This window comes from Jiulongibacter sp. NS-SX5 (assembly GCF_052828545.1).
Window position 1 is genome coordinate 1,069,289 of sequence record NZ_CM128248.1, and the last position, 19,059, is coordinate 1,088,347.

Consider the following 19,059-nt stretch of genomic DNA (forward strand, 5'->3'; position numbering starts at 1 on the left):
ACTTTATAGTTTATTAGGTCAAAAAATTTTCTAACCTATGTTAAATGTTCTTCCTTCAACCGCCAAAAAAGTAACCTCAAACACCTCTTTAGCCTCTTTTAAATGATTTTCAAGCTCTTTGTATCTTGAAGAAAAATGACCAATTACCAGGGCTTTTGAATGCGAATTCCTGGCTGTAAGAGCCGCCTGCTCTGCCGTGCTATGCTTAGTTTTGACAGCTCTTTTTTCCAATTCTTTTGTGAAAGTAGCTTCGTGATAGACCAGATCGGCATGAGCAACATACTCTGCTAACTGCTCAAAATAAGCCGTATCAGAACAATAAGCGAAGATCTTTGCAGAATCTCCAGGCGTGGTTAATTCTTCTACCCTGTATACTTTATTATTTGGAACATCCTCTACATCCTTCCCTTCCTTTAAGGTCTGAATAAATTGATATGGGAAATTTTCGGGAAGCAGTTCAGGTTTAATATGTCGCTTGCCTTCCTTTTGGGTTATAAGAAAGCCTGTACACGGTACTCTATGTACCAAAGGAAAGGTCTCAATAATAAACTTTGATTTATCCAGCACTTTGGTCTTGATCCCATTCTGGGTAGCAATAAACTCCAAAGGAAAACTTAGCTCGTTCCCTGCCTGCTTTAGTTGAATCTCAATGATCTGAAGAAGTGGCTCGGGGCCAATAAGTGTAATGGCCTCTTTTCTACCGCCAAGACTTAGACTTGATAATAAACCGACTAAACCAAAATAATGATCTCCGTGCAAATGGCTGATACAGATGGTTTTTATTAGGGTATGCTTGATTTTATGCTCCAGTAAGCGATACTGGGTTCCTTCCCCACAATCGATAAGTATGGATTCGTTCTCTATTTCAAGAAGAAAAGCGGAAGGGTTTCTCCCTACTTTTGGCGTAGCCGATCCAATACCAAATACAGTGAATTTCAAAGATTAATGAAGTTATGAGTCACCCATTTCTGAGCGGAATTGTCTTTCAAGCTGGTTCATAATCATGGCCTCTTCAGCTTCATGAACTGTAGGTAGGTAGATCACAAACTCAGAATTTAAACCCTCCAAAGCCCCTTTAAGTTCAGCATTTCCGGTGAACACCAAGAGTCTGGCTGTCTCTTCTAATTCTGAACTGACTTCTCTGAAGTTTTGAATGTCTTCATCTGTCAAAAGACCACTTTGCTCAAAAACCGCCGAGGCTTCAGAATTCTCCAATACTCCGGCTAGAGTAAATTCTCCTTCCACAGACTGCGTGTAGAAATCGTGCGTCTCTTTTTTCTCCTGATTATACCTCATTTGATCCTTCGTTATATTTCATTTCCCAGATTTTGGCATCCACCAAAAACCGAAACCAGAAACCCTGTAAAAAGTGAAATACCAATCCCTGTTTCCCTTCTAAAAAACCTCCTTTGACTATATACCGATAAAAGAAGTAGAAAAAGACTCTTAGAAAAATCGGGTAGGAATAATACTTCATTCTCTGATATCTCCTAAACTCCATAGGGTTACCATCTTTATTTGCCTTTACCCTACCAGCTTCCATTTCTTTGCTGTAAGCAATGGCCTCCTCAGCTTCTAATGTAGCCCACTTATTATGTCGCTGTGTAAAGGTGGTCAATGACTCAGTAATTATGTCAATAACATTAGACATCAGAACTATAGATTCGCCGTGAATGATGAAATGCTGATCATAATTTTTCTGTTCACATTCACCATGGCCTTTTCTAAAGATGATGGCATGATACACGGGATAATGCCCTCCTTTTTTTATCCATTTCCCGAGAAACATGGTTCTTCTGGAAGCCATGAAACCGTTGATACTTTCCGGAATACCCTGGTCAAAATGACTTTTAAGTTCTAAGGCTAGTTCTTCCATAGCCCTGTGGTCTGCATCCAGATTGAATATGAATTCGTTTTTGATAGGAAGATTGGCAAAAGCCCAATTCCGCTGCGTGCTGTAGTTTTCAAATTCATGCTGAACCAACTTCACCTCGGGATATTCTTTGATAATTTCCAGCGTATTATCATCTGAAAAAGAGTCTACCACGAAGATTTCATCGATCCATCCGTATACACTTTCAATACAATCCCGAATATTTTTCTCCTCATTATAGGTAAGAATAATCGCAGTTATCGGGAGTTTCACAGATAGCTCAGATACCATGCCGCAAAGATATGGGATGTTTTTATAAGCCCTGTTCAAGTAGAGCGTATTAAATTCTTATTTTTGCCGAAACCTAACGAATTTTCTCTCTGAATGAGAATACTGATTGTTCACCAATTTCTTTGGTCTCACTATAAGGCTGGTATATTCCAGAATATTGAAAAGCTTATCGCAGAAGATCCGGATTCTCAACTTCATATTATTCAAACCGCCAAGTACGAAAAATCTCGTCTTGATTTTGGGGAAGCAGATACCTCTGTACACCAGTATAAATACGAACTCTTGTTTGATGATGTCTATGAAAACACTGGTCTACTAAGCAGAGTAAAAAAGGTTTTTCATCGAATTCGCAAATTCAAACCGGATGTTATAAACCTACCAGGTTACTATGAACCTGCAATGATTTTGATTCACTTCATTTCCAAGACCTTAGGAATAAAAGTGATTCTTTCTATTGACTCTACTGAAGGAGATAACCCAAACAAATGGTATGGTGAACTGATCAAAAAAATGATCATTCGGGCGGCCGATGGTTTCTTTTGCTATGGTACCATGGCGGCTGACTACATGCTGAAACTTGGAGCCTCTGAAGATGAGATTTTAATGCGTCGCAATTCGGTAAATAATTCCATCATTCGTTCAATTCATGACAAGTTCAAAACGACCCCGGAGTACCTGAATGAACGAATCAATTATCCGAAGTACAATTTCATATATGTAGGTCGTTTTTTAGACATTAAGAATATTGAACTACTAGTAAAAGCCTTCAAAGAAGTGTCGGCAGATTCAGATTGGGGATTATTATTGGTTGGCGATGGACCACACAAACCTGAGATTTTAAAGGCTATAGGTACGTCAAAAAACATATTTATCATGCCTCCCCAACCCTGGCACGGCGTTCCTGAACGAATGGCTTATGCGGATGTATTGGTATTACCAAGTTACTCTGAGCCTTGGGGGCTAGTGACAAATGAAGCAATGGTCTGCGGCAAACCAGTAATTGTATCTTCAAAATGTGGTTCATCAAAAGATTTAGTGATCAATGGTAAAAATGGATTTACCTTTGACGCCTATCAGCTCGAAGATTTGAAAGAAAAGCTGTCGTTTTTTATTAATTCGCCTGAGCGTCTTCCTGAAATGGGTATTGCCTCAGAAGAGAAAATCAAAGAATTTAGCCCTGAAAGAGTAGCTCAGGATATGTATCATGGATTTAAGAAAGTTGTAGGCTAAATGTTTCTTATTGATAAAATATTGAAACACCGTGACGCCATCGCTATTAGTATGGTATTCTGTAGTGGTCCTCTTAACTATGGCATACGTGATGGTTTAGGAGTGGCCCCGAATAGTGCCATTTTCACCATGATCTTTATGTTTGGTGGAATCTTCCTGGCTCTACCCTACCGAAACTTTAACAAACTCTACAGAAACGACACACCATTGACTTTTTTGGCCATCGTCTATATTCTGATGACGCTGGCTTTTATGTTGGTTTATGTGGAAGCATACTACCTTCCTATTACCATTAAAATCTACGATTACATTGTTATAGGTATCACCGTCTATTTCCTTTATTATTTATCGACTATCAAAGCGGACTCCCTACGGTTTAACTATCTCCGGTTTTCTATATTTATATCTTTTTTAGGCTGTCTGGGCTTGCTTGCCTATGCTCTTTTAAATCCAGATTATGTACTTGGTCAAAGGTTGGCTATTTCATTTCAGGGTGAGTCAGAAATGGATTCTATGGGGAATCCACATATTTTCGGAAGGGGTGCGTTTTTCGGACTTATATCGGCCTATGTTTATTTGAAATATGAAACAAAGCGACTTTATCGGCTTATCACATTCGGTACAATAGCTGTCTTTTTTGCTGTACTTGTCTTGTCTCAGGCCATGTCTAGTATTATTGCCGGCTTTGGTGTCTCCGCATTATTCTTTTGGCATAATAACACATTTGTTGGCCTACTAGGCAAAACCAAAAGGCTTTTCACCAAGTGGTACGTATGGGTAATTATTATTGCTGCTGCTGCCAAAGGAGTCCAGTTTTTCAATAGCAATCAGGCCATAATTGAGGTTGGATATAATGTTATAGAACGCAGAGTTGAAAAACTTTTCAATACCATTTTTTCTTCTGAAGACGAGGATGACCTTACAGGTGAGGTTATAGTGACAGATGAGTCTGCCGAAGGTAGAGTAGCTATGCTAAAACTGGTTAGAGAAACCTTGGAAGAGGATTTTGAAGAAGGCCGTTGGCATAAGATTATTTTCGGGCATGGTTATTTTGCACTTTATGTAGATGTGCCCATAATTGAAGTTTATCACTCGTACGGACTTGTGGGATTCTCTATTTTTCTCGTTTTATTTATCAGCATGTTAGTCTATTGCTGGCGAGAGATGAAAAACCCGCAGACTATCATATCAGAATGGACGGCCTATGGTTTCATATACTTTTTTGTATTTACATTTACCAACGGCCTCATAATGGACTTGAACCGGTGGACCTACTTCATTATGGTGTGTAGATTTATGCCTCCGGCCATCAAATATGTCTCTAAGTTTAAATTATCAGCCTCTTGACATTTTCCAGAGAAAATAACTTTGACCTGATAAGGCTTGTTGCGGCCATTCAGGTGATGCTATTTCATGGTACTACATTTTTTAATTTAACCAATGTAGACTGGGGTAAAGACTTGCAAATGACTGTTTACCTCATGCCTGGGGTACCAATTTTCTTTACCATCAGTGGTTTTCTGATTTATCAATCTGTAGAGAGAAACCGTGACAAACTTAAGAAGTATTTTGTCAACAGGGCCTTACGTATTTACCCTGCTTTGTATGTCTGTCTGGCATTTACCATCATGTTATTATTGATATCGGGCTACATTTACTGGCCATTAGTATTTAGTAAGTCCTTTTTAGGATGGCTGGCTGCTCAGTTAAGTGTGTTTCAGTTTCTTAAGATTCCGGCATTTGATAACTGGGGTGTAGGTCACCCTAATGGAAGCCTTTGGTCTATTTCGGTAGAGGTTCAGTTTTATCTTATTCTTCCTTTGATGGCACTTTATCTTTTTAAAAAAGATGCGAGCCTCACCAAGAAGAATCTAATGATCCTGGGTATCCTCATTCTTTCTGTCGTTTATAACATTTGGCTCAAAAACTCTTACCCCGAGACAAGTAAAATAGGAAAACTCTTAAGTCTGTTTATCATGAAGTATTTGTACTTCTTCTGTGTGGGAGTATTGATCTACCTCAATTTTGACAAGCTCAAAAGATTCCTCGTAGGTAAAGCATGGATATGGATTTCGGTTTTTATCATCTATACCGTGGTATTTAGAAACTGGCTAAACCTTTTTGAGAATGTGTATGATGTTTCTTTTCTGGGGATTGTCGCAGATTTGATTTTATCATTGGCAACAATATCGGCTGCCTACTCAATGCCAAAACTAAGTGGGAGACTTCTAAACGGTAATGACCTCTCTTACGGTATATATATATACCATATGCCTGTTTTCAATTACTTTTATCATAGACAGCCCAATATCAGTATTGAGAAGTTTATAATTATTTGCCTAGGTATAATATTCATTGCATTTTTATCCTGGCGAGTGGTGGAGAAGAATGTTCTCAAACTCAAGTCAAAAATCCTAACTTAACCTATTTAGAAATGTCAACCAGCCCTAGCGTAAAGCCTCACAGTCTTTTCTCAGATTTTGATATTCACTTATTCAAGTCAGGTAAGCATTTTAAATTGTATGAGAAGTTAGGTTCTCACGTACTCTCACATGATGGAGATATAGGAACCCTGTTTTCTGTTTGGGCTCCAAACGCCGAAAAAGTCTCGGTGGTCGGTAATTTTAATGGCTGGAACAAAGAGTCACATCCGCTTTCTCCAAGATGGGATCACTCAGGTATTTGGGAAGGATTTATTCCTGATATTCAAAATGGTGAAGTCTATAAGTATGCCATTCTAACTAAACATGGAGAGTGGATAGAAAAAGCTGACCCTTTTGCTTTAATGTGGGAGAAGCCACCTAGAACGGCAAGTATAGTTTGGGATACCTATTACGAATGGTCAGACAGCGACTGGATGACTTCCAGAAAAGACAAAAACTCTCTAAAGTCTGCTTATTCTGTTTACGAAGTCCATTTAGGTTCATGGAAAAGAGACCCTTCCAATAATGACAGAAGACTAACCTATCGCGAAATAGCGAGAGATTTAGTGCCATATGTTAAAGAAATGGGCTTTACACATGTTGAGTTCATGCCTGTAATGCAGCATCCTTTTGAGCCAAGTTGGGGATATCAAATTACTGGTTACTTTGCGGCTGCCAGTCAGTTTGGGAATCCACAAGACTTAATGTTCCTGATAGAAGAACTCCACAAAAATGATATAGGTGTAATTCTGGATTGGGTACCATCACATTTCCCCGGAGATCAACACGGTCTTTACCGTTTTGATGGTTCTGCTCTATATGAGCATGAAAATCCATTAGAAGGATATCACCCAGACTGGAAGAGTTATATTTTCAATTATGGTAGATATGAGGTTCGTTCTTTTCTGGTGAGCAATGCCCTTTTCTGGTTAGATAGATACCATGTTGATGGCTTGAGAGTAGATGCTGTAGCCTCTATGCTTTACAGAGATTATTCCAGAAATGAAGGCGAATGGATTCCGAACCAATATGGTGGCAGAGAAAATCTTGAGGTCATTTCGCTCCTGAAAGAATTGAACGAAGAAATCTATAAAAGTTACCCCGATACCCAAACCATTGCAGAAGAGTCGACCGCTTTCCCTGGAGTTTCAAGACCAACTTTCAATGGTGGACTAGGTTTTGGTATGAAATGGATGATGGGCTGGATGAACGATACCCTGGCCTACTTTGAGAAAGATCCCGCTTACAGAAAACATCATCAAAACGACATAACCTTTAGTACGGTCTATGCTTTTTCTGAGAATTTCATGCTTCCACTTTCTCATGATGAGGTAGTTTATGGCAAAGGTTCTTTGCTCTCCAAGATGCCAGGTGATGAATGGCAACAGTTTGCAAATCTCCGATTGCTATACACCTATATGTACACGCATCCGGGAGCTAAGCTCATTTTTATGGGTGGAGAATTCGGTCAGCGTGCAGAATGGAACTACCAGTACAGCCTTGATTGGCATGAAACTGAGAACCCTTTGAACAAGGGCGTTATGAAGCACCTACAAGGGCTGAATCAACTTTATAAATCTGAAAATGCACTGACGGAGTATCAGTTTGAAGGCAAAGGTTTTGCATGGCTAGACACGACCGATAGTGAGAATTCAGTTTTGTATTACAAAAGAACTGATGGAAAAAACGACATTTTTATCATTCTTAACATGACTCCTGTACCTAGAGAGAACTACGAAATTGGCGTTCCTTCAAAAGGAGACTATGAGGTGATTTTTAATAGTGACGCTTCAGACTTTGGAGGCGGTGGTTTAGGTAGTACTTCTGTTTCCTCTTTCAAGAAAGAAATACATGGTCAAAAACAGGCTATCAGCTTAAACTTACCTCCTTTGGCAGGACTAATTTTTAAACATAAAAAATAGCTTGTATCCCTAGAAGAAACCGTTGGTCATTTGACCAATTAAAAAGCTCTAAAACTTTATTAATTTAGTTGAAAATAAAACCTAATTAATAATGAAAAGAGTACTAATCTCCTTTGCCTTAATGGCAATTACTTTCGGAGTTTCCGCACAAACAGCCGAAGAAATTATTGCGAGCTACATTCAAAAAATGGGTGGCTCAGAAAAGCTGGATAACCTTACCAGTGTAAGAATGGAAGGAACGGCCAATACTAACGGAATGGAGTTTCCTATGACCATCCTACTAAAAGGTAAAGACCATTACAAATCCTTCGTTTCATTTCAGGGCATGGATATCGTTCAGCCGGCATCTTATGATGGTACAGACGTATGGAATACCAATCCAATGACCATGCAAAATGAAATGCTGACAGGGGAAGCCGCCGATGCCATAAAGAGTGAAACAGCAGATTTCCCTGATGCTTTTTATACCTATAAGGATAATGGTTATGAAATTGAAAAAGGTGAGGATGAAGAGGTCAATGGTGTCCCTTGCTACACTATAACGCTAGTTAAACCTGATCAAACAATTAACGGCATGGAAGTTTCCGGTAGAACTGAGTTTAAAATTGATAAATCAAACTATCAGATCATTCAAAAACAGCAGAACTCTGCAATGGGAGCTTTAATCACGGTTCTATCTGATCATAAAAGCGTGAATGGCATTACATACCCTTTTAAAATGGAAACCAAACTAGGAGGAAATGTTGTAAGCTCGGTTGAGTTCAAGACGATTGAAACAAACATTCAAATCGACGATATGCTGTTTAGTTTTCCTGATTGATTGGACTACAAGTTGATAAAACTTAAAAGGAGCCCGAAGGCTCCTTTTTTTATAATTCTTTGATTAAATACGATTTAAAATCCTCATAAGTTGTACTCATGGAGGTTGCTACTTTTTCTTTTTGGGTCAATTCCTCTAACCTCTCCGGGATTGGAAGCTTATCTCCTAAAACCTTTTCAACATCAGGCAAGAATTTAGCATAATGAGCGGTAGACAAAAAGACTTCTGATACTTTATGCTGATTCGAAAACGATCGGTAATCTTTTAGACCCAGGTAGGCTATTGCAGTATGAGGACATACCACATAGTCAAACTTCTCTTTAACCTCGGCTATACCCTCTTTTGTTTCTTCATCAGTATAAGCAAAACCCTTAATCTTATCCTTAACTTCTTCGTATTTGTTTCCGAATAGAGCTTTTAAGCGAGGGAAATTACTTGGATCACCTACATCCATAGCATTTGAAATCGTGCTTATAGAAGGTTTTATTGGTGTATAGTCTCCAGATTTTAAATATTCCGGGACAACCTTATTTACATTAGTAGCAGCAACAAAATGCTCCACGGGCATGCCCATTTTGTAGGCAATTACGCCTGCACTTAAATTACCAAAATTCCCACTTGGTACCGAAAAGACAATCGGCAAACCTTTTTCTTTCAACCTTGAATAAGCGTAAGCATAATAGAAAGACTGAGGAATTAATCGAGCAATATTGATGGAATTGGCGGAAGCCAAATGATGATTACTTCTTAATTCAGCGTCCAAAAAAGCTGTTTTGACTAGTTTTTGACAATCATCAAAAGTGCCATCAACTTCCAATGCCTTGACATTCTTCCCCAAGGTAGTTAACTGTTTCTCTTGTATATCACTAACTTTTCCTTTTGGGTAAAGAATAAAGACATTGATATTAGGAGTATTATAAAAACCTTGAGCTACAGCACCACCAGTATCTCCGCTAGTTGCCACCAGAATGTTAATTTCTCGGTTATTCTTCTTCAAGAAATAGGACATTACTGCTGCCATAAATCTGGCTCCAAAATCCTTGAAGGCCATTGAGGGCCCATGCCATAACTCCAGACAATATAAGTCCTTATCTATTTGATTCGATGGTGCGTCAAAATCAATCGCTTTTTTAATTAAGACCTTTAATTCATCCTTTGGTATTTCGTTTTCGAAAAACGCTGAAGCAATTTCCAGGGCAATTTCTGAAAAACTTAATTCATGAGAGCTTTCCCAAAAGTTATCTGGTAATACCGGAATTTTCTCTGGCATATACAGGCCATTATCTGCTGGTAAGCCTTGAAAAATTGCTTCTTCAATCCCCACTTTCTCACTAATTCCGTTCGTACTGTATAATTGCATTAGACTTCTAAAAGGTAAAGTGCCGCAATTTTAGGAAAATTATTTTCAACCGACGAAGCTTTGAACCTAAATAAGCTAGTTTTGCCTTATGGATAGCTATCAAATGTCTGCAAAGACCTTTTCAGGTCTAGAAAAAGTACTTGCTGAGGAGATTAAACTCATAGGAGGAAAGAATGTTACCCCTGCCAAAAGAATTGTACATTTTGAAGGAGACGATGCTCTCATGATGAAGGCAAACTTAGCACTAAGAACTGCCTTATCAGTGCTTATTCCATTTGCAGAATTTAGAGCTAGAAATGAAGATGAACTATATCATGAAATAAAGGAAATACCCTGGGAAGACATCTTCTCTCTTGAGCATACTTTCTCAATTCAGGCTGTAGTAGGTGGGCAAAATTTCAACCACTCTAAATACGTGGCATTCAAGACTAAAGACGGTATTGCTGATAGATTCAGGCAGGTGTATGGAAGAAGACCTAATGTAGACCCTAAAAATGCCGATTATCAATTAAATATCCATATAAATCAGGACAGAGCCACCCTATCCTTTAATTCTTCAGGTAGAACACTTGACCGAAGAGGATATCGTCTCAAATCAAACGAGGCTCCTTTAAACGAATGCTTAGCTGCCGGTATCATACTCAAATCAAACTGGGATAAAAAAGTGGATGTCTATGACCCAATGTCAGGCTCGGGAACATTTGGAATAGAAGCAGCCCTAATAGGTCAAAACAAAGCTCCGGGAATGAAAAGAAGGTTTGCTTTTCAAAACTGGACAGATTTCAATCAGGAGCTCTTTTATCAGGTAAAAGACGAATTACGTGAAAAAGAAAGACCTCTTATGGGTCATGTTTATTCTGCAGACATTGAATCACAAAATTTATCGATCATTCGTGAAAACGCCGAAAGAGCAGGTGTTTCAGAAGGAATGTCAATTATCAAGGAAGATTATTTCCAGTCAAAGAAAAGAGGACAATCAGGGATAATATTTCTCAATCCTCCTTATGGTGAACGCATGCACGTGGAAAAGGCAAAGGAAACGTATAAGTCGATCGGAGATCAGCTAAAACAAAATTACCCAAACTGTGAAGCTTGGGTAATCAGTTCAAATTTTCCTGCTATGAAGGCTTTTGGCCTTAAAGCAGAGAAAAAAGAAATAGTATTTAATGGAGGACTTGAATGTCGCCTCCAGCAATACAAACTCTTCTAGTTAGAGTTTGCCTACAAAGTCGTCAAATAAGTACCTTGAATCATGAGGCCCCGGTGCCGCTTCCGGGTGATACTGAACAGAGAAGACTGGCTTGCCTTTGACTTCCATTCCTTCCACCGTATTATCATTAAGATTAATGTGTGTGATTTCTACACTATTCACCTTTTTGGCTTCATCAGCACTTACAGCAAAACCATGATTTTGAGAAGTTATTTCTGATTTACCTGTTTTTAAGTTTTTCACAGGGTGGTTTAAACCTCTATGGCCATTATGCATTTTGTAGGTATCAATTCCACAGGCTCTTGCTATGATCTGATGCCCCAAACATATTCCAAAAACAGGCTTTTCACCTTCAATTAAGTCTTTTACGGTGTCTACAGCATAATCCATTGCAGCTGGATCACCCGGTCCGTTAGAAATAAAATATCCATCTGCACCCCATTCCTTGATCTCACTCACAGGAGTATGTGCATTAAATACTTTCATGTAACAATCCCTGCTTGAGAAGTTTCTAAGGATGTTTGTTTTACATCCCAAATCAAGAACTGCAAGCTTTTTTGAGGCAGACTCTTCTCCAAAGAAATATGCATCTTTTGTACTCACCTTACTTGAGAGCTCCAGACCTTCCATAGAAGGACATTTTGCTAACTCAGCCTTCAACTCCTCGATATCTTCAATTTCTGAAGAAATGATACAGTTCATTACACCAGCATTTCTGATATGCCTTACAATCTGACGTGTATCAACATCGCAAATTCCTACAATACCTGCTTTTTCAAAGTAATCTTGTAGAGAACCATCAGCAGTTTTACGCGAATAGTAATGGTCTGCATAAGCATTACATACCATTCCTTTTATTTTCACACTTGAAGACTCCTCTTCTTCTTCCAGTTTGATTCCGTAATTACCAATATGGGAAGTAGTATTCACAATTACCTGACCATAATAAGATGGATCTGTGTAAATTTCCTGATAGCCGGTCATTCCGGTATTGAAACAAATTTCACCAGCCGATGTACCGATTTTCCCTAAAGCCTTTCCTTTGAAAAGTGTACCGTCTTCCAGAAGTAAGAAAGCGGTTTTGGTTTGAGTGTTGTCCATTAACACGTAAAGATTTCCGATTAAGTAGAATAAATTATCGGAGCGTAAAGTTAGATAAAATATCCTCAAATGGGTAACCTTTTTTGAATTCAATTCAGAATTGGAAATCTATCTCATTAATTACAAAACCTAATATTCATCATAATATGACCTTGAAATAGTCATCATTTCCCGGATCGATTCTTTATAAATTCATACCATAAAAAAGAAAGTTATGAAAATATTAATCGGAACAGACTTTAGTAAAGCCTCTGAAAATGCCATAGAGTTTACTGCCAACTGGGCAAGAAAGTTTATCGCAGAAGTAGTATTAGTTCATGCTTACCTCCCACCCGTGACAGACCCCTCAATACCTGTAGGGATGATAGAAAGCAACCAACTCACTGTTGTTAAGGAAATGGACCAGATACTAGCTTCGAAAGCTCGTAAACTCCAGGAAAAGGGTATTAGAACCAGTTATAAAGTGGTAGTCGGCGATCTAAAATATGCGTTTGAACAGGCCACTGAAGATGGTGAGAAAGCTGACCTAATCGTTCTAGGAAAGTCTTCAAATCCAGACTTTTTGGACAAGTTAATTGGAAGCACTTCACAACATCTCCTAAATCAAATTAAAACGCCCCTACTCGTCATTCCTGAGACGTATAGTCTTTACGAAACAACAAATACGGCATATGCGACTCAGTTAGAATTTGACGAAAAATCTATTCTTTCAGAACTTGTCAATATCAACTATAAGTTGAAAAGTAAATTACACTTAGTTAAGGTCAATACACCCGATGACCTTGATATAAACCCGGATCATCATTTTACTGAGGATATTAAAGGTATAAAGGGTTTAGAAAACGTAGAGGTAGATTATATCAATTCCAAAAGTCTAAAAGATGGACTGAAAGAATACATCAATGATCATGATATTGATCTATTAGTTTTAGCTACACATCATAGGGGTGTACTAGATGGTCTTTTGGCTCCAAGTCAAAGCAGGAAGCTGCTTTCTAAAATAAAAATACCAATTCTGGTATATCATTTTACATAAAAAAAAGGGAGGTATATACCTCCCTTTTAATTTCTTAATCTTTGAAGATTAAGCATCTTTTGATTCTTCTTCAGAACCCTCTTCAGCTTTGTCTTCATTTTCTACTACTTCTTCAGAAGTTTCGGCAGCTGCGTCAGCTGAAGCCTCAGCTTTCTTCTTACCACCTCTTCTTCTTCTCTTAGACTTACTTGCAGATTCCTCTTCAGTACCTAAAAGGTTTTCGTTAAAGTCTACAAGCTCGATCAACGCCATTTCTGCGTTATCCCCAAGACGCGTTCCAAGCTTGATGATTCTGGTGTAACCACCATTTCTTTCAGCTACCTTCTCACTAATAGTAGTGAAAAGTTCTGTAACGGCTTCTTTATCCTGAAGATAAGAGAATACTACTCTTCTAGAGTGCGTAGTATCGTTTTTAGATTTTGTGATTAACGGCTCAGCGTACTTTCTCAATTCTTTTGCTTTAGCAACAGTAGTTGTAATTCTCTTGCTCTTGATTAGAGAACAAGCCATGTTACTTAACAAAGCACTTCTGTGAGATCTTGTTCTGCCGAGGTGATTAAATTTCTTTCCGTGTCTCATTTTTTTCTTTTCGTAAGTATCGGTAAAGGTCGCGTATCGCAGATGGCAAACCCCACCTATTACGATTATTTTAGTTTATAAAATTTATAACTGCGATAAGCTTTTTGTTATTCTTCGTCAAGCTTGTACTTAGAAACGTCCATACCGAAGTGAAGACCTTTCTCTGCAACTAACTGCTCAAGCTCTGTAAGTGACTTCTTACCAAAGTTTCTGAACTTCATCATATCAGCTACTTCTAGTTTCACAAGGTCTCCTAAAGATCTGATATCAGCAGATTTCAGACAGTTATAAGCTCTTACTGAAAGATCTAAATCCTGAAGTGACGTTTTCAGAAGCTTTCTCATGTGAAGGAACTCTTCATCAACCATGTCATTCTCATCTTCACCAGTGGTATCAAATACCATATTCTCGTCAGTGAACTTCAAGAAGTGCTGAATAAGAATATTTGCTGACTCTTGAAGAGCCTTCTCTGGATGAATAGAACCGTCTGTTTTGATTTCAAGAAGAAGTTTCTCAAAGTCAGTTCTTTGTTCTACACGAGTATTTTCAACGCTAAACTTAACGTTTTTGATCGGCGTGTAAATTGAATCAACAGCAATAAAACCTACTGGTAATTCTTGATTTTTCTGCTCTTCTGATGGAACATATCCTCTACCTTTATCAACTACTATTTCGAACTCAAGTTCTTTTTTAGAGTCTAGGCGAGCTATTACTAAGTCTGGATTTAAAATTTCAAAACTCTGCGTGAATTTTGATATATCACCGGCTGTAAGCTCAGTTTGGTTTTTAACCTTGATAGAAATTTTATTATCTACATAGTCTGAAACCTTCTTAAATCTTACTTGCTTAAGATTCAATATAATTTCAGTCACATCATCCACAACACCTTCAATCGATGAGAATTCATGAAGAACTCCAGGAAACCTTACGGCTGTAATTGCATACCCTTCAAGTGAAGAAAGCAAAATACGACGCAAAGCATTTCCTATAGTTACCCCATATCCTCTTTCAAGTGGTTTAAACTCGAAAAATCCATGAAAGTCGTCAGCCTTTTCCATAACGACTTTATCGGGCATTTGAAATGCTAAAATTGACATACTATGGCGTATTTTTTCGTTAACGAAAGAAAGATTCAGGAATTTCCTAAATCTGAAAAATGCTGGTCATCAGAAGATGACCAGCTATATATTATTTATTGTACAATTCGACTACCGCCTGATCATTGAAGTTCTCAGGAACTAGGTCTCTTTCAGGATAAGAAATAAACTTACCAGTCATTTCTTTAGAATCCCATTCGATCCAGCTGTATTTGCTTGCTGAATTCAAGCTTAAGCTATCCAGGATACTGTCGTTCGCTTTTGACTTTTCTCTTACGCCAATTAGTTGACCTGGTTTTACCAGATATGAAGGAATGTTTAATACCTCTCCGTCAACCACAATATGTTTGTGAGAAACAAGTTGTCTGGCTGCTCTTCTTGTTGGAGCAATACCTAATCTATACACTAAGTTGTCTAGTCTTGACTCACAAAGTTGGATTAAGTTAGTACCTGTTTGACCTGGTCTTACCGCAGCTAAGTGGAAGAAACGAGCAAATTGCTTTTCAAGCATACCGTAGGTATACTTTACTTTCTGCTTTTCCTGAAGCTGAAGTGCGTATTCAGACTTCTTACTTCTTCTACCTCTACCGTGTTGACCCGGACCGTAGTTTTTCTTTTGTAAGGCTTTGCTTGGTCCCATTACTGGTTCACCAAACTTTCTTGAAATTTTCGCCTTTGGACCTGTATATCTTGCCATTATAAAAATTTAGTGTTCATCAGATCTGCTGGCCCCAATGTCCAAACCAGAGCTCCTAATGAACTGTTGAAACAATTTATTAATTAAACTCTTCTTCTTTTTGGAGGACGACAACCGTTATGAGGAAGTGGTGTCTTATCCGTGATAGAAACTACCTCAATACCAACACTCTGGATGGTTCTGATAGCAGATTCTCTTCCTGAGCCAGGGCCTTTAACGAATACATCAGCCTTTCTCATACCAGCTTCGTAAGCCTTCTGACCACAATCCTGTGCAGCAGTCTGAGCAGCGTAAGGTGTATTTTTCTTAGAACCTCTGAAACCCATTTTACCAGCAGATGCCCAAGAAATTACCTGACCTGTGGTATTTGTAATAGATATAATAATATTGTTAAAAGAAGCTTTGATGTGAACCTCACCATGTGGTTCTACCTGAACTACTCTCTTTTTTGCTTTGTCTTTTCTTTTAGCTTGAGCCATTTTAAAATTTATTAGCTATTTGGCAGGTATTGCTACCCCTGATCTACAATTAATTATTACTTAGTAGCCTTCTTTTTATTTGCTACAGTTTTTCTTCTACCCTTACGAGTTCTAGAGTTGTTTTTAGTGTGCTGACCTCTTAAAGGAAGACCTTTACGATGTCTCAAACCTCTGTAACAACCAATGTCCATTAATCGTTTGATGTTTAGCTGAACTTCTGAACGAAGTGCACCTTCTACTACAAACTCATCAGTGATGATACCACGCACTGCGTTGGCTTCTTCATCTGACCATTCACCGGCTTTTTTCTCTTCTGAAACGTTAGCTTTTGCTAAAATTTCTTGAGCAGAGCTACGGCCTACACCAAAAATGTAAGTTAGGGCAATTACGCCTCTTTTATTATCCGGAATATCTACACCTGAAATCCTCATATTTCTTAACCTTGTCTTTGTTTAAACTTTGGATTCTTTTTGTTGATCACATAGACTTTCCCCTTTCTGCGGATAACCTTGCAATCTGCACTTCTCTTTTTTACTGATGCTTTAACTTTCATGATCTGAAAAATTAGAGGCAAACCTCATTTATTACTTATATCTATATACTATTCTTGCTTTTGACAAATCATACGGAGACATCTCCATTTTTACTTTGTCACCAGGTAAAATACGAATGTAGTGCATTCTCATTTTACCAGATATATGGGCAATAACTTCATGCTTATTTTCTAATTCTACTCTGAATCGAGCATTAGAAAGAGCTTCAGTTATTATACCATCAACTTCTATATTTGCTTGTTTTGCCATATTATACAAATAACATTTTCTTTTGTTCAAGTACTTCTTCAATGTACTCAAACGTGGTTAATATCTCATTACCGTCCTTTGTTACAAGAACAGTATGTTCATAATGTGCGGCTGCAGACCTATCTTCAGTTCTGATGGTCCATCCATCTTGTTCCTGAACAACAAATCTTTTACCCAGAGTAACCATTGGTTCAATCGCGATAACCATTCCCTCTTTCATTCTAGGACCATTACCTCTCTTACCAAAGTTAGCAACTTCAGGAGCCTCATGAAGAGATTTACCTACGCCGTGGCCTACCAGCTCACGAACAATTCCGTAACCTCTCTCCTCATTATATGACTGTATGGCATAGCTTAAGTCACCTATTCTGTTTCCAGGCTTCACTTTTTCTATACCTCTATACAAAGACTCTTTCGTACTTTTAAGTAAATCCTGAATATCAGAAGCCACTTCACCTATCATATATGTATAGGCACTATCCGCATGAAAACCATCTTTATAGACTCCACAGTCTATAGATATAATATCACCACTTTTAAGAACTCTCTCCCCCGGAAAACCATGTACTACAACCTCATTAACTGAGATACACAAGGAAGCCGGAAATCCACCGTAGCCTTTAAAAGAAGGAACACCACCATTATCTCTGATGAATTCCTCAGCAATCACATCCAGACTCTGCGTAGTTACGCCTTCATCGAGATGTTTTGCTACTTCGGCATGGGCCTTACCTAAAATCTGACCATTGGCTTTGATAATCGCTGCATCAGCAGCAGATTTTAGGTAAATTGATCTTTTGCCCATATTTATTGAGAGACTACCGAAGTCTGTCTTCCTTGTAGACGACCAGACTGCATTAGACCCTCATATCTTTTCATTAATAAATAACTCTCAATCTGCTGAAGCGTATCTAACACTACCCCTACTAGGATAAGTAAAGATGTACCTCCAAAGAACTGAGCAAAAACATTACTTACTCCAAATAAGCTTGCAATAGCAGGGAAAATCGCAATGGCTGCTAATAAGACTGCACCAGGTAAAGTGATTCTATCCAAAATAGCCGCTAAATAATCTGAAGTTGCTATACCTGGCTTAACACCTGGTATAAAACCACCACCTCTCTTCATGTCATCAGCCATTTGATTAGGATTAATCGTAATCGCAGTGTAGAAGAAAGTAAAAGCGATAATTAAGAAGGCATAAAGAGCATTGTACTGCCATGAAGTGAAATCAGAGAATACAGTTTGCACATTTGCCCAAAAATCACTCCTTTCAGCAAACAAACTAGCAATAGCAGCTGGTGCAAACATTAAAGCCTGACCAAAGATGATTGGCATTACACCTGAAATATTCACTTTTAATGGCAAATACTGTCTTTGACCTGATACTACCTTATTACCAACTATTTGTTTCGCGTATTGAACTGGAACCCTTCTTACTGCTTGTGTTACAGCTACAGCAAATACCACAACCAAGAAAAGAATTACCATCTCAATGATGAAGAATAAGATTTGACCTGAATTGGCTCTTGAACTGAATTCTTGTACCAAACCTGCAGGCAAGCTGGCCACAATACCAATCATGATAATCATGGAGATACCATTACCAACTCCTTTCTCAGTCATTCTTTCACCCAACCATACACACATCATAGTACCCGCAACCAAAATGATTACTGATGAGATGTAGAATAATCCTTGGTTAATCGTTATTGCCTCAGTAGGGATCGCAGTTTTCAGATAAGTAAAACCTTGAACAGCAGTAACCGCAATGGTTAACCACCTTGTAATCTGATTTAACTTCTTTCTACCTGATTCACCTTCCTTCTGAAGCTTACTGAAATATGGAAGAGCTAAACCCATTAACTGGATAGCAATTGACGCCGAAATGTAAGGCATAATACCTAAAGCCATTATCGACGCATTACTAAATGCTCCTCCTACCAAGGTATCTAATAACCCTAACAGACCATTAGAGGATGTTAAATCCTGTAGTCTGGTAGGGTCAACACCTGGAAGTACAATAAAAGATCCAACTCTGAATATCACGATGATCAATAAGGTGTTAAGGATTCTATTCCTTAGCTCTTCGATTGACCAGATATTTTTAAGCGTCGTAATCAGTTTGTTCATCGTCA

The 19,059-nt window shown here is 38.3% G+C and carries 21 protein-coding genes; 7 read left to right on the forward strand and 14 right to left on the reverse strand.

Annotated elements, in window-relative coordinates:
• Positions 1-30: 30 nt before the first annotated feature.
• From ACUXV0_RS04805 to ACUXV0_RS04815, 3 genes are read right to left on the reverse strand one after another with little or no spacing between them, the layout of a single operon-like run.
• Positions 31-939, reverse strand: a complete 909-nt coding sequence (locus tag ACUXV0_RS04805) for a ribonuclease Z (protein WP_446191933.1) — start codon at positions 937-939, stop codon at positions 31-33.
• A gap of 12 nt (positions 940-951) precedes the next feature.
• A complete protein-coding gene (locus ACUXV0_RS04810) occupies positions 952-1,296 on the reverse strand; it encodes a hypothetical protein (RefSeq protein ID WP_446191934.1) in 345 nt (114 codons plus the stop codon).
• Complete coding sequence (locus tag ACUXV0_RS04815; protein WP_446191935.1) at positions 1,286-2,164, reverse strand: glycosyltransferase family 2 protein; 879 nt, start codon at positions 2,162-2,164, stop codon at positions 1,286-1,288. Before ACUXV0_RS04815 ends, ACUXV0_RS04810 begins: the two co-directional genes overlap by 11 nt.
• A 93-nt stretch (positions 2,165-2,257) precedes the next feature.
• Here ACUXV0_RS04815 and ACUXV0_RS04820 point away from each other — a divergent pair, with 93 nt between their 5' ends.
• The 5 genes from ACUXV0_RS04820 (at position 2,258) to ACUXV0_RS04840 (ending at position 8,559) form a co-directional block, all read left to right on the forward strand.
• Positions 2,258-3,394 carry a glycosyltransferase family 4 protein gene (locus ACUXV0_RS04820; RefSeq protein WP_446191936.1) on the forward strand — a complete coding sequence of 379 codons (1,137 nt, stop codon included), beginning with the start codon at positions 2,258-2,260 and terminating at the stop codon, positions 3,392-3,394.
• Positions 3,395-4,741 carry a hypothetical protein gene (locus tag ACUXV0_RS04825; protein ID WP_446191937.1) on the forward strand — a complete coding sequence of 449 codons (1,347 nt, stop codon included), beginning with the start codon at positions 3,395-3,397 and terminating at the stop codon, positions 4,739-4,741.
• Positions 4,738-5,817: an acyltransferase family protein gene (locus ACUXV0_RS04830; protein ID WP_446191938.1), complete on the forward strand. Its 1,080-nt coding sequence runs from the start codon at positions 4,738-4,740 to the stop codon at positions 5,815-5,817. The genes ACUXV0_RS04825 and ACUXV0_RS04830 overlap by 4 nt, the downstream gene beginning before the upstream one ends.
• An 11-nt stretch (positions 5,818-5,828) precedes the next feature.
• The gene (gene glgB / locus ACUXV0_RS04835) at positions 5,829-7,739 is read left to right on the forward strand and encodes a 1,4-alpha-glucan branching protein GlgB (protein ID WP_446191939.1); all 1,911 of its coding nucleotides are present in this window, start codon (positions 5,829-5,831) and stop codon (positions 7,737-7,739) included.
• A 91-nt stretch (positions 7,740-7,830) separates the two neighbouring features.
• Positions 7,831-8,559 carry a hypothetical protein gene (locus ACUXV0_RS04840; RefSeq protein ID WP_446191940.1) on the forward strand — a complete coding sequence of 243 codons (729 nt, stop codon included), beginning with the start codon at positions 7,831-7,833 and terminating at the stop codon, positions 8,557-8,559.
• A gap of 49 nt (positions 8,560-8,608) precedes the next feature.
• On the opposite strand, the gene thrC is transcribed toward ACUXV0_RS04840, so the two are convergent.
• Positions 8,609-9,919: a threonine synthase gene (gene thrC / locus ACUXV0_RS04845; protein ID WP_446191941.1), complete on the reverse strand. Its 1,311-nt coding sequence runs from the start codon at positions 9,917-9,919 to the stop codon at positions 8,609-8,611.
• A gap of 88 nt (positions 9,920-10,007) precedes the next feature.
• On the opposite strand from thrC, the gene ACUXV0_RS04850 reads away from it, so the two are divergent.
• A complete protein-coding gene (locus ACUXV0_RS04850; protein ID WP_446191942.1) occupies positions 10,008-11,129 on the forward strand; it encodes a THUMP domain-containing class I SAM-dependent RNA methyltransferase in 1,122 nt (373 codons plus the stop codon).
• Here the strand turns inward: ACUXV0_RS04850 and carA are convergent, their stop codons facing one another.
• Complete coding sequence (gene carA / locus ACUXV0_RS04855; protein WP_446191943.1) at positions 11,130-12,230, reverse strand: glutamine-hydrolyzing carbamoyl-phosphate synthase small subunit; 1,101 nt, start codon at positions 12,228-12,230, stop codon at positions 11,130-11,132.
• Between the two features lie 214 nt (positions 12,231-12,444).
• On the opposite strand from carA, the gene ACUXV0_RS04860 reads away from it, so the two are divergent.
• Positions 12,445-13,266 (forward strand): universal stress protein, encoded by an 822-nt coding sequence (locus tag ACUXV0_RS04860; protein ID WP_446191944.1) that lies wholly within the window; start codon positions 12,445-12,447, stop codon positions 13,264-13,266.
• Between the two features lie 48 nt (positions 13,267-13,314).
• On the opposite strand, the gene rplQ is transcribed toward ACUXV0_RS04860, so the two are convergent.
• The 9 genes from rplQ to secY all read right to left on the reverse strand — a co-directional run bounded on the left by rplQ (position 13,315) and on the right by secY (position 19,054).
• Positions 13,315-13,845, reverse strand: a complete 531-nt coding sequence (gene rplQ / locus ACUXV0_RS04865) for a 50S ribosomal protein L17 (RefSeq protein ID WP_446191945.1) — start codon at positions 13,843-13,845, stop codon at positions 13,315-13,317.
• Positions 13,846-13,952: 107 nt separating this feature from the next.
• Complete coding sequence (locus ACUXV0_RS04870) at positions 13,953-14,942, reverse strand: DNA-directed RNA polymerase subunit alpha (protein WP_446191946.1); 990 nt, start codon at positions 14,940-14,942, stop codon at positions 13,953-13,955.
• Between the two features lie 91 nt (positions 14,943-15,033).
• Positions 15,034-15,639, reverse strand: coding sequence for a 30S ribosomal protein S4 (gene rpsD / locus ACUXV0_RS04875; protein ID WP_446191947.1), 606 nt, complete (start codon positions 15,637-15,639; stop codon positions 15,034-15,036).
• Between the two features lie 83 nt (positions 15,640-15,722).
• On the reverse strand, positions 15,723-16,118 hold the full coding sequence (gene rpsK, locus ACUXV0_RS04880; RefSeq protein ID WP_446191948.1) for a 30S ribosomal protein S11: 396 nt from the start codon (positions 16,116-16,118) through the stop codon (positions 15,723-15,725).
• A gap of 56 nt (positions 16,119-16,174) precedes the next feature.
• Positions 16,175-16,549: a 30S ribosomal protein S13 gene (rpsM, locus tag ACUXV0_RS04885; RefSeq protein ID WP_446191949.1), complete on the reverse strand. Its 375-nt coding sequence runs from the start codon at positions 16,547-16,549 to the stop codon at positions 16,175-16,177.
• A 5-nt stretch (positions 16,550-16,554) separates the two neighbouring features.
• Positions 16,555-16,671 (reverse strand): type B 50S ribosomal protein L36, encoded by a 117-nt coding sequence (ykgO, locus tag ACUXV0_RS04890; protein WP_446191950.1) that lies wholly within the window; start codon positions 16,669-16,671, stop codon positions 16,555-16,557.
• A 31-nt stretch (positions 16,672-16,702) separates the two neighbouring features.
• Positions 16,703-16,921, reverse strand: coding sequence for a translation initiation factor IF-1 (gene infA, locus ACUXV0_RS04895; RefSeq protein ID WP_055144363.1), 219 nt, complete (start codon positions 16,919-16,921; stop codon positions 16,703-16,705).
• A gap of 1 nt (position 16,922) precedes the next feature.
• On the reverse strand, positions 16,923-17,726 hold the full coding sequence (gene map / locus ACUXV0_RS04900; protein WP_446191951.1) for a type I methionyl aminopeptidase: 804 nt from the start codon (positions 17,724-17,726) through the stop codon (positions 16,923-16,925).
• Positions 17,727-17,728: 2 nt separating this feature from the next.
• Entirely contained in the window at positions 17,729-19,054 is a 1,326-nt protein-coding gene (gene secY / locus ACUXV0_RS04905) for a preprotein translocase subunit SecY (protein WP_446191952.1), read from the reverse strand.
• Positions 19,055-19,059 lie beyond the last annotated feature (5 nt).

Coding starts and splice junctions, on each gene's coding strand:
- ACUXV0_RS04825 (WP_446191937.1), top strand. CDS start 3,395: ATGTTTCTTATTGATAAAATATTGAAACACCGTGACGCCATCGCTATT.
- carA (WP_446191943.1), bottom strand. CDS start 12,230: ATGGACAACACTCAAACCAAAACCGCTTTCTTACTTCTGGAAGACGGT.
- rpsK (WP_446191948.1), bottom strand. CDS start 16,118: ATGGCTCAAGCTAAAAGAAAAGACAAAGCAAAAAAGAGAGTAGTTCAG.
- ACUXV0_RS04860 (WP_446191944.1), top strand. CDS start 12,445: ATGAAAATATTAATCGGAACAGACTTTAGTAAAGCCTCTGAAAATGCC.
- map (WP_446191951.1), bottom strand. CDS start 17,726: ATGGGCAAAAGATCAATTTACCTAAAATCTGCTGCTGATGCAGCGATT.
- ACUXV0_RS04810 (WP_446191934.1), bottom strand. CDS start 1,296: ATGAGGTATAATCAGGAGAAAAAAGAGACGCACGATTTCTACACGCAG.
- ACUXV0_RS04850 (WP_446191942.1), top strand. CDS start 10,008: ATGGATAGCTATCAAATGTCTGCAAAGACCTTTTCAGGTCTAGAAAAA.
- ykgO (WP_446191950.1), bottom strand. CDS start 16,671: ATGAAAGTTAAAGCATCAGTAAAAAAGAGAAGTGCAGATTGCAAGGTT.
- glgB (WP_446191939.1), top strand. CDS start 5,829: ATGTCAACCAGCCCTAGCGTAAAGCCTCACAGTCTTTTCTCAGATTTT.
- ACUXV0_RS04820 (WP_446191936.1), top strand. CDS start 2,258: ATGAGAATACTGATTGTTCACCAATTTCTTTGGTCTCACTATAAGGCT.
- ACUXV0_RS04840 (WP_446191940.1), top strand. CDS start 7,831: ATGAAAAGAGTACTAATCTCCTTTGCCTTAATGGCAATTACTTTCGGA.
- infA (WP_055144363.1), bottom strand. CDS start 16,921: ATGGCAAAACAAGCAAATATAGAAGTTGATGGTATAATAACTGAAGCT.
- thrC (WP_446191941.1), bottom strand. CDS start 9,919: ATGCAATTATACAGTACGAACGGAATTAGTGAGAAAGTGGGGATTGAA.
- ACUXV0_RS04815 (WP_446191935.1), bottom strand. CDS start 2,164: ATGGTATCTGAGCTATCTGTGAAACTCCCGATAACTGCGATTATTCTT.
- ACUXV0_RS04870 (WP_446191946.1), bottom strand. CDS start 14,942: ATGTCAATTTTAGCATTTCAAATGCCCGATAAAGTCGTTATGGAAAAG.
- secY (WP_446191952.1), bottom strand. CDS start 19,054: ATGAACAAACTGATTACGACGCTTAAAAATATCTGGTCAATCGAAGAG.
- rplQ (WP_446191945.1), bottom strand. CDS start 13,845: ATGAGACACGGAAAGAAATTTAATCACCTCGGCAGAACAAGATCTCAC.
- rpsM (WP_446191949.1), bottom strand. CDS start 16,549: ATGAGGATTTCAGGTGTAGATATTCCGGATAATAAAAGAGGCGTAATT.
- rpsD (WP_446191947.1), bottom strand. CDS start 15,639: ATGGCAAGATATACAGGTCCAAAGGCGAAAATTTCAAGAAAGTTTGGT.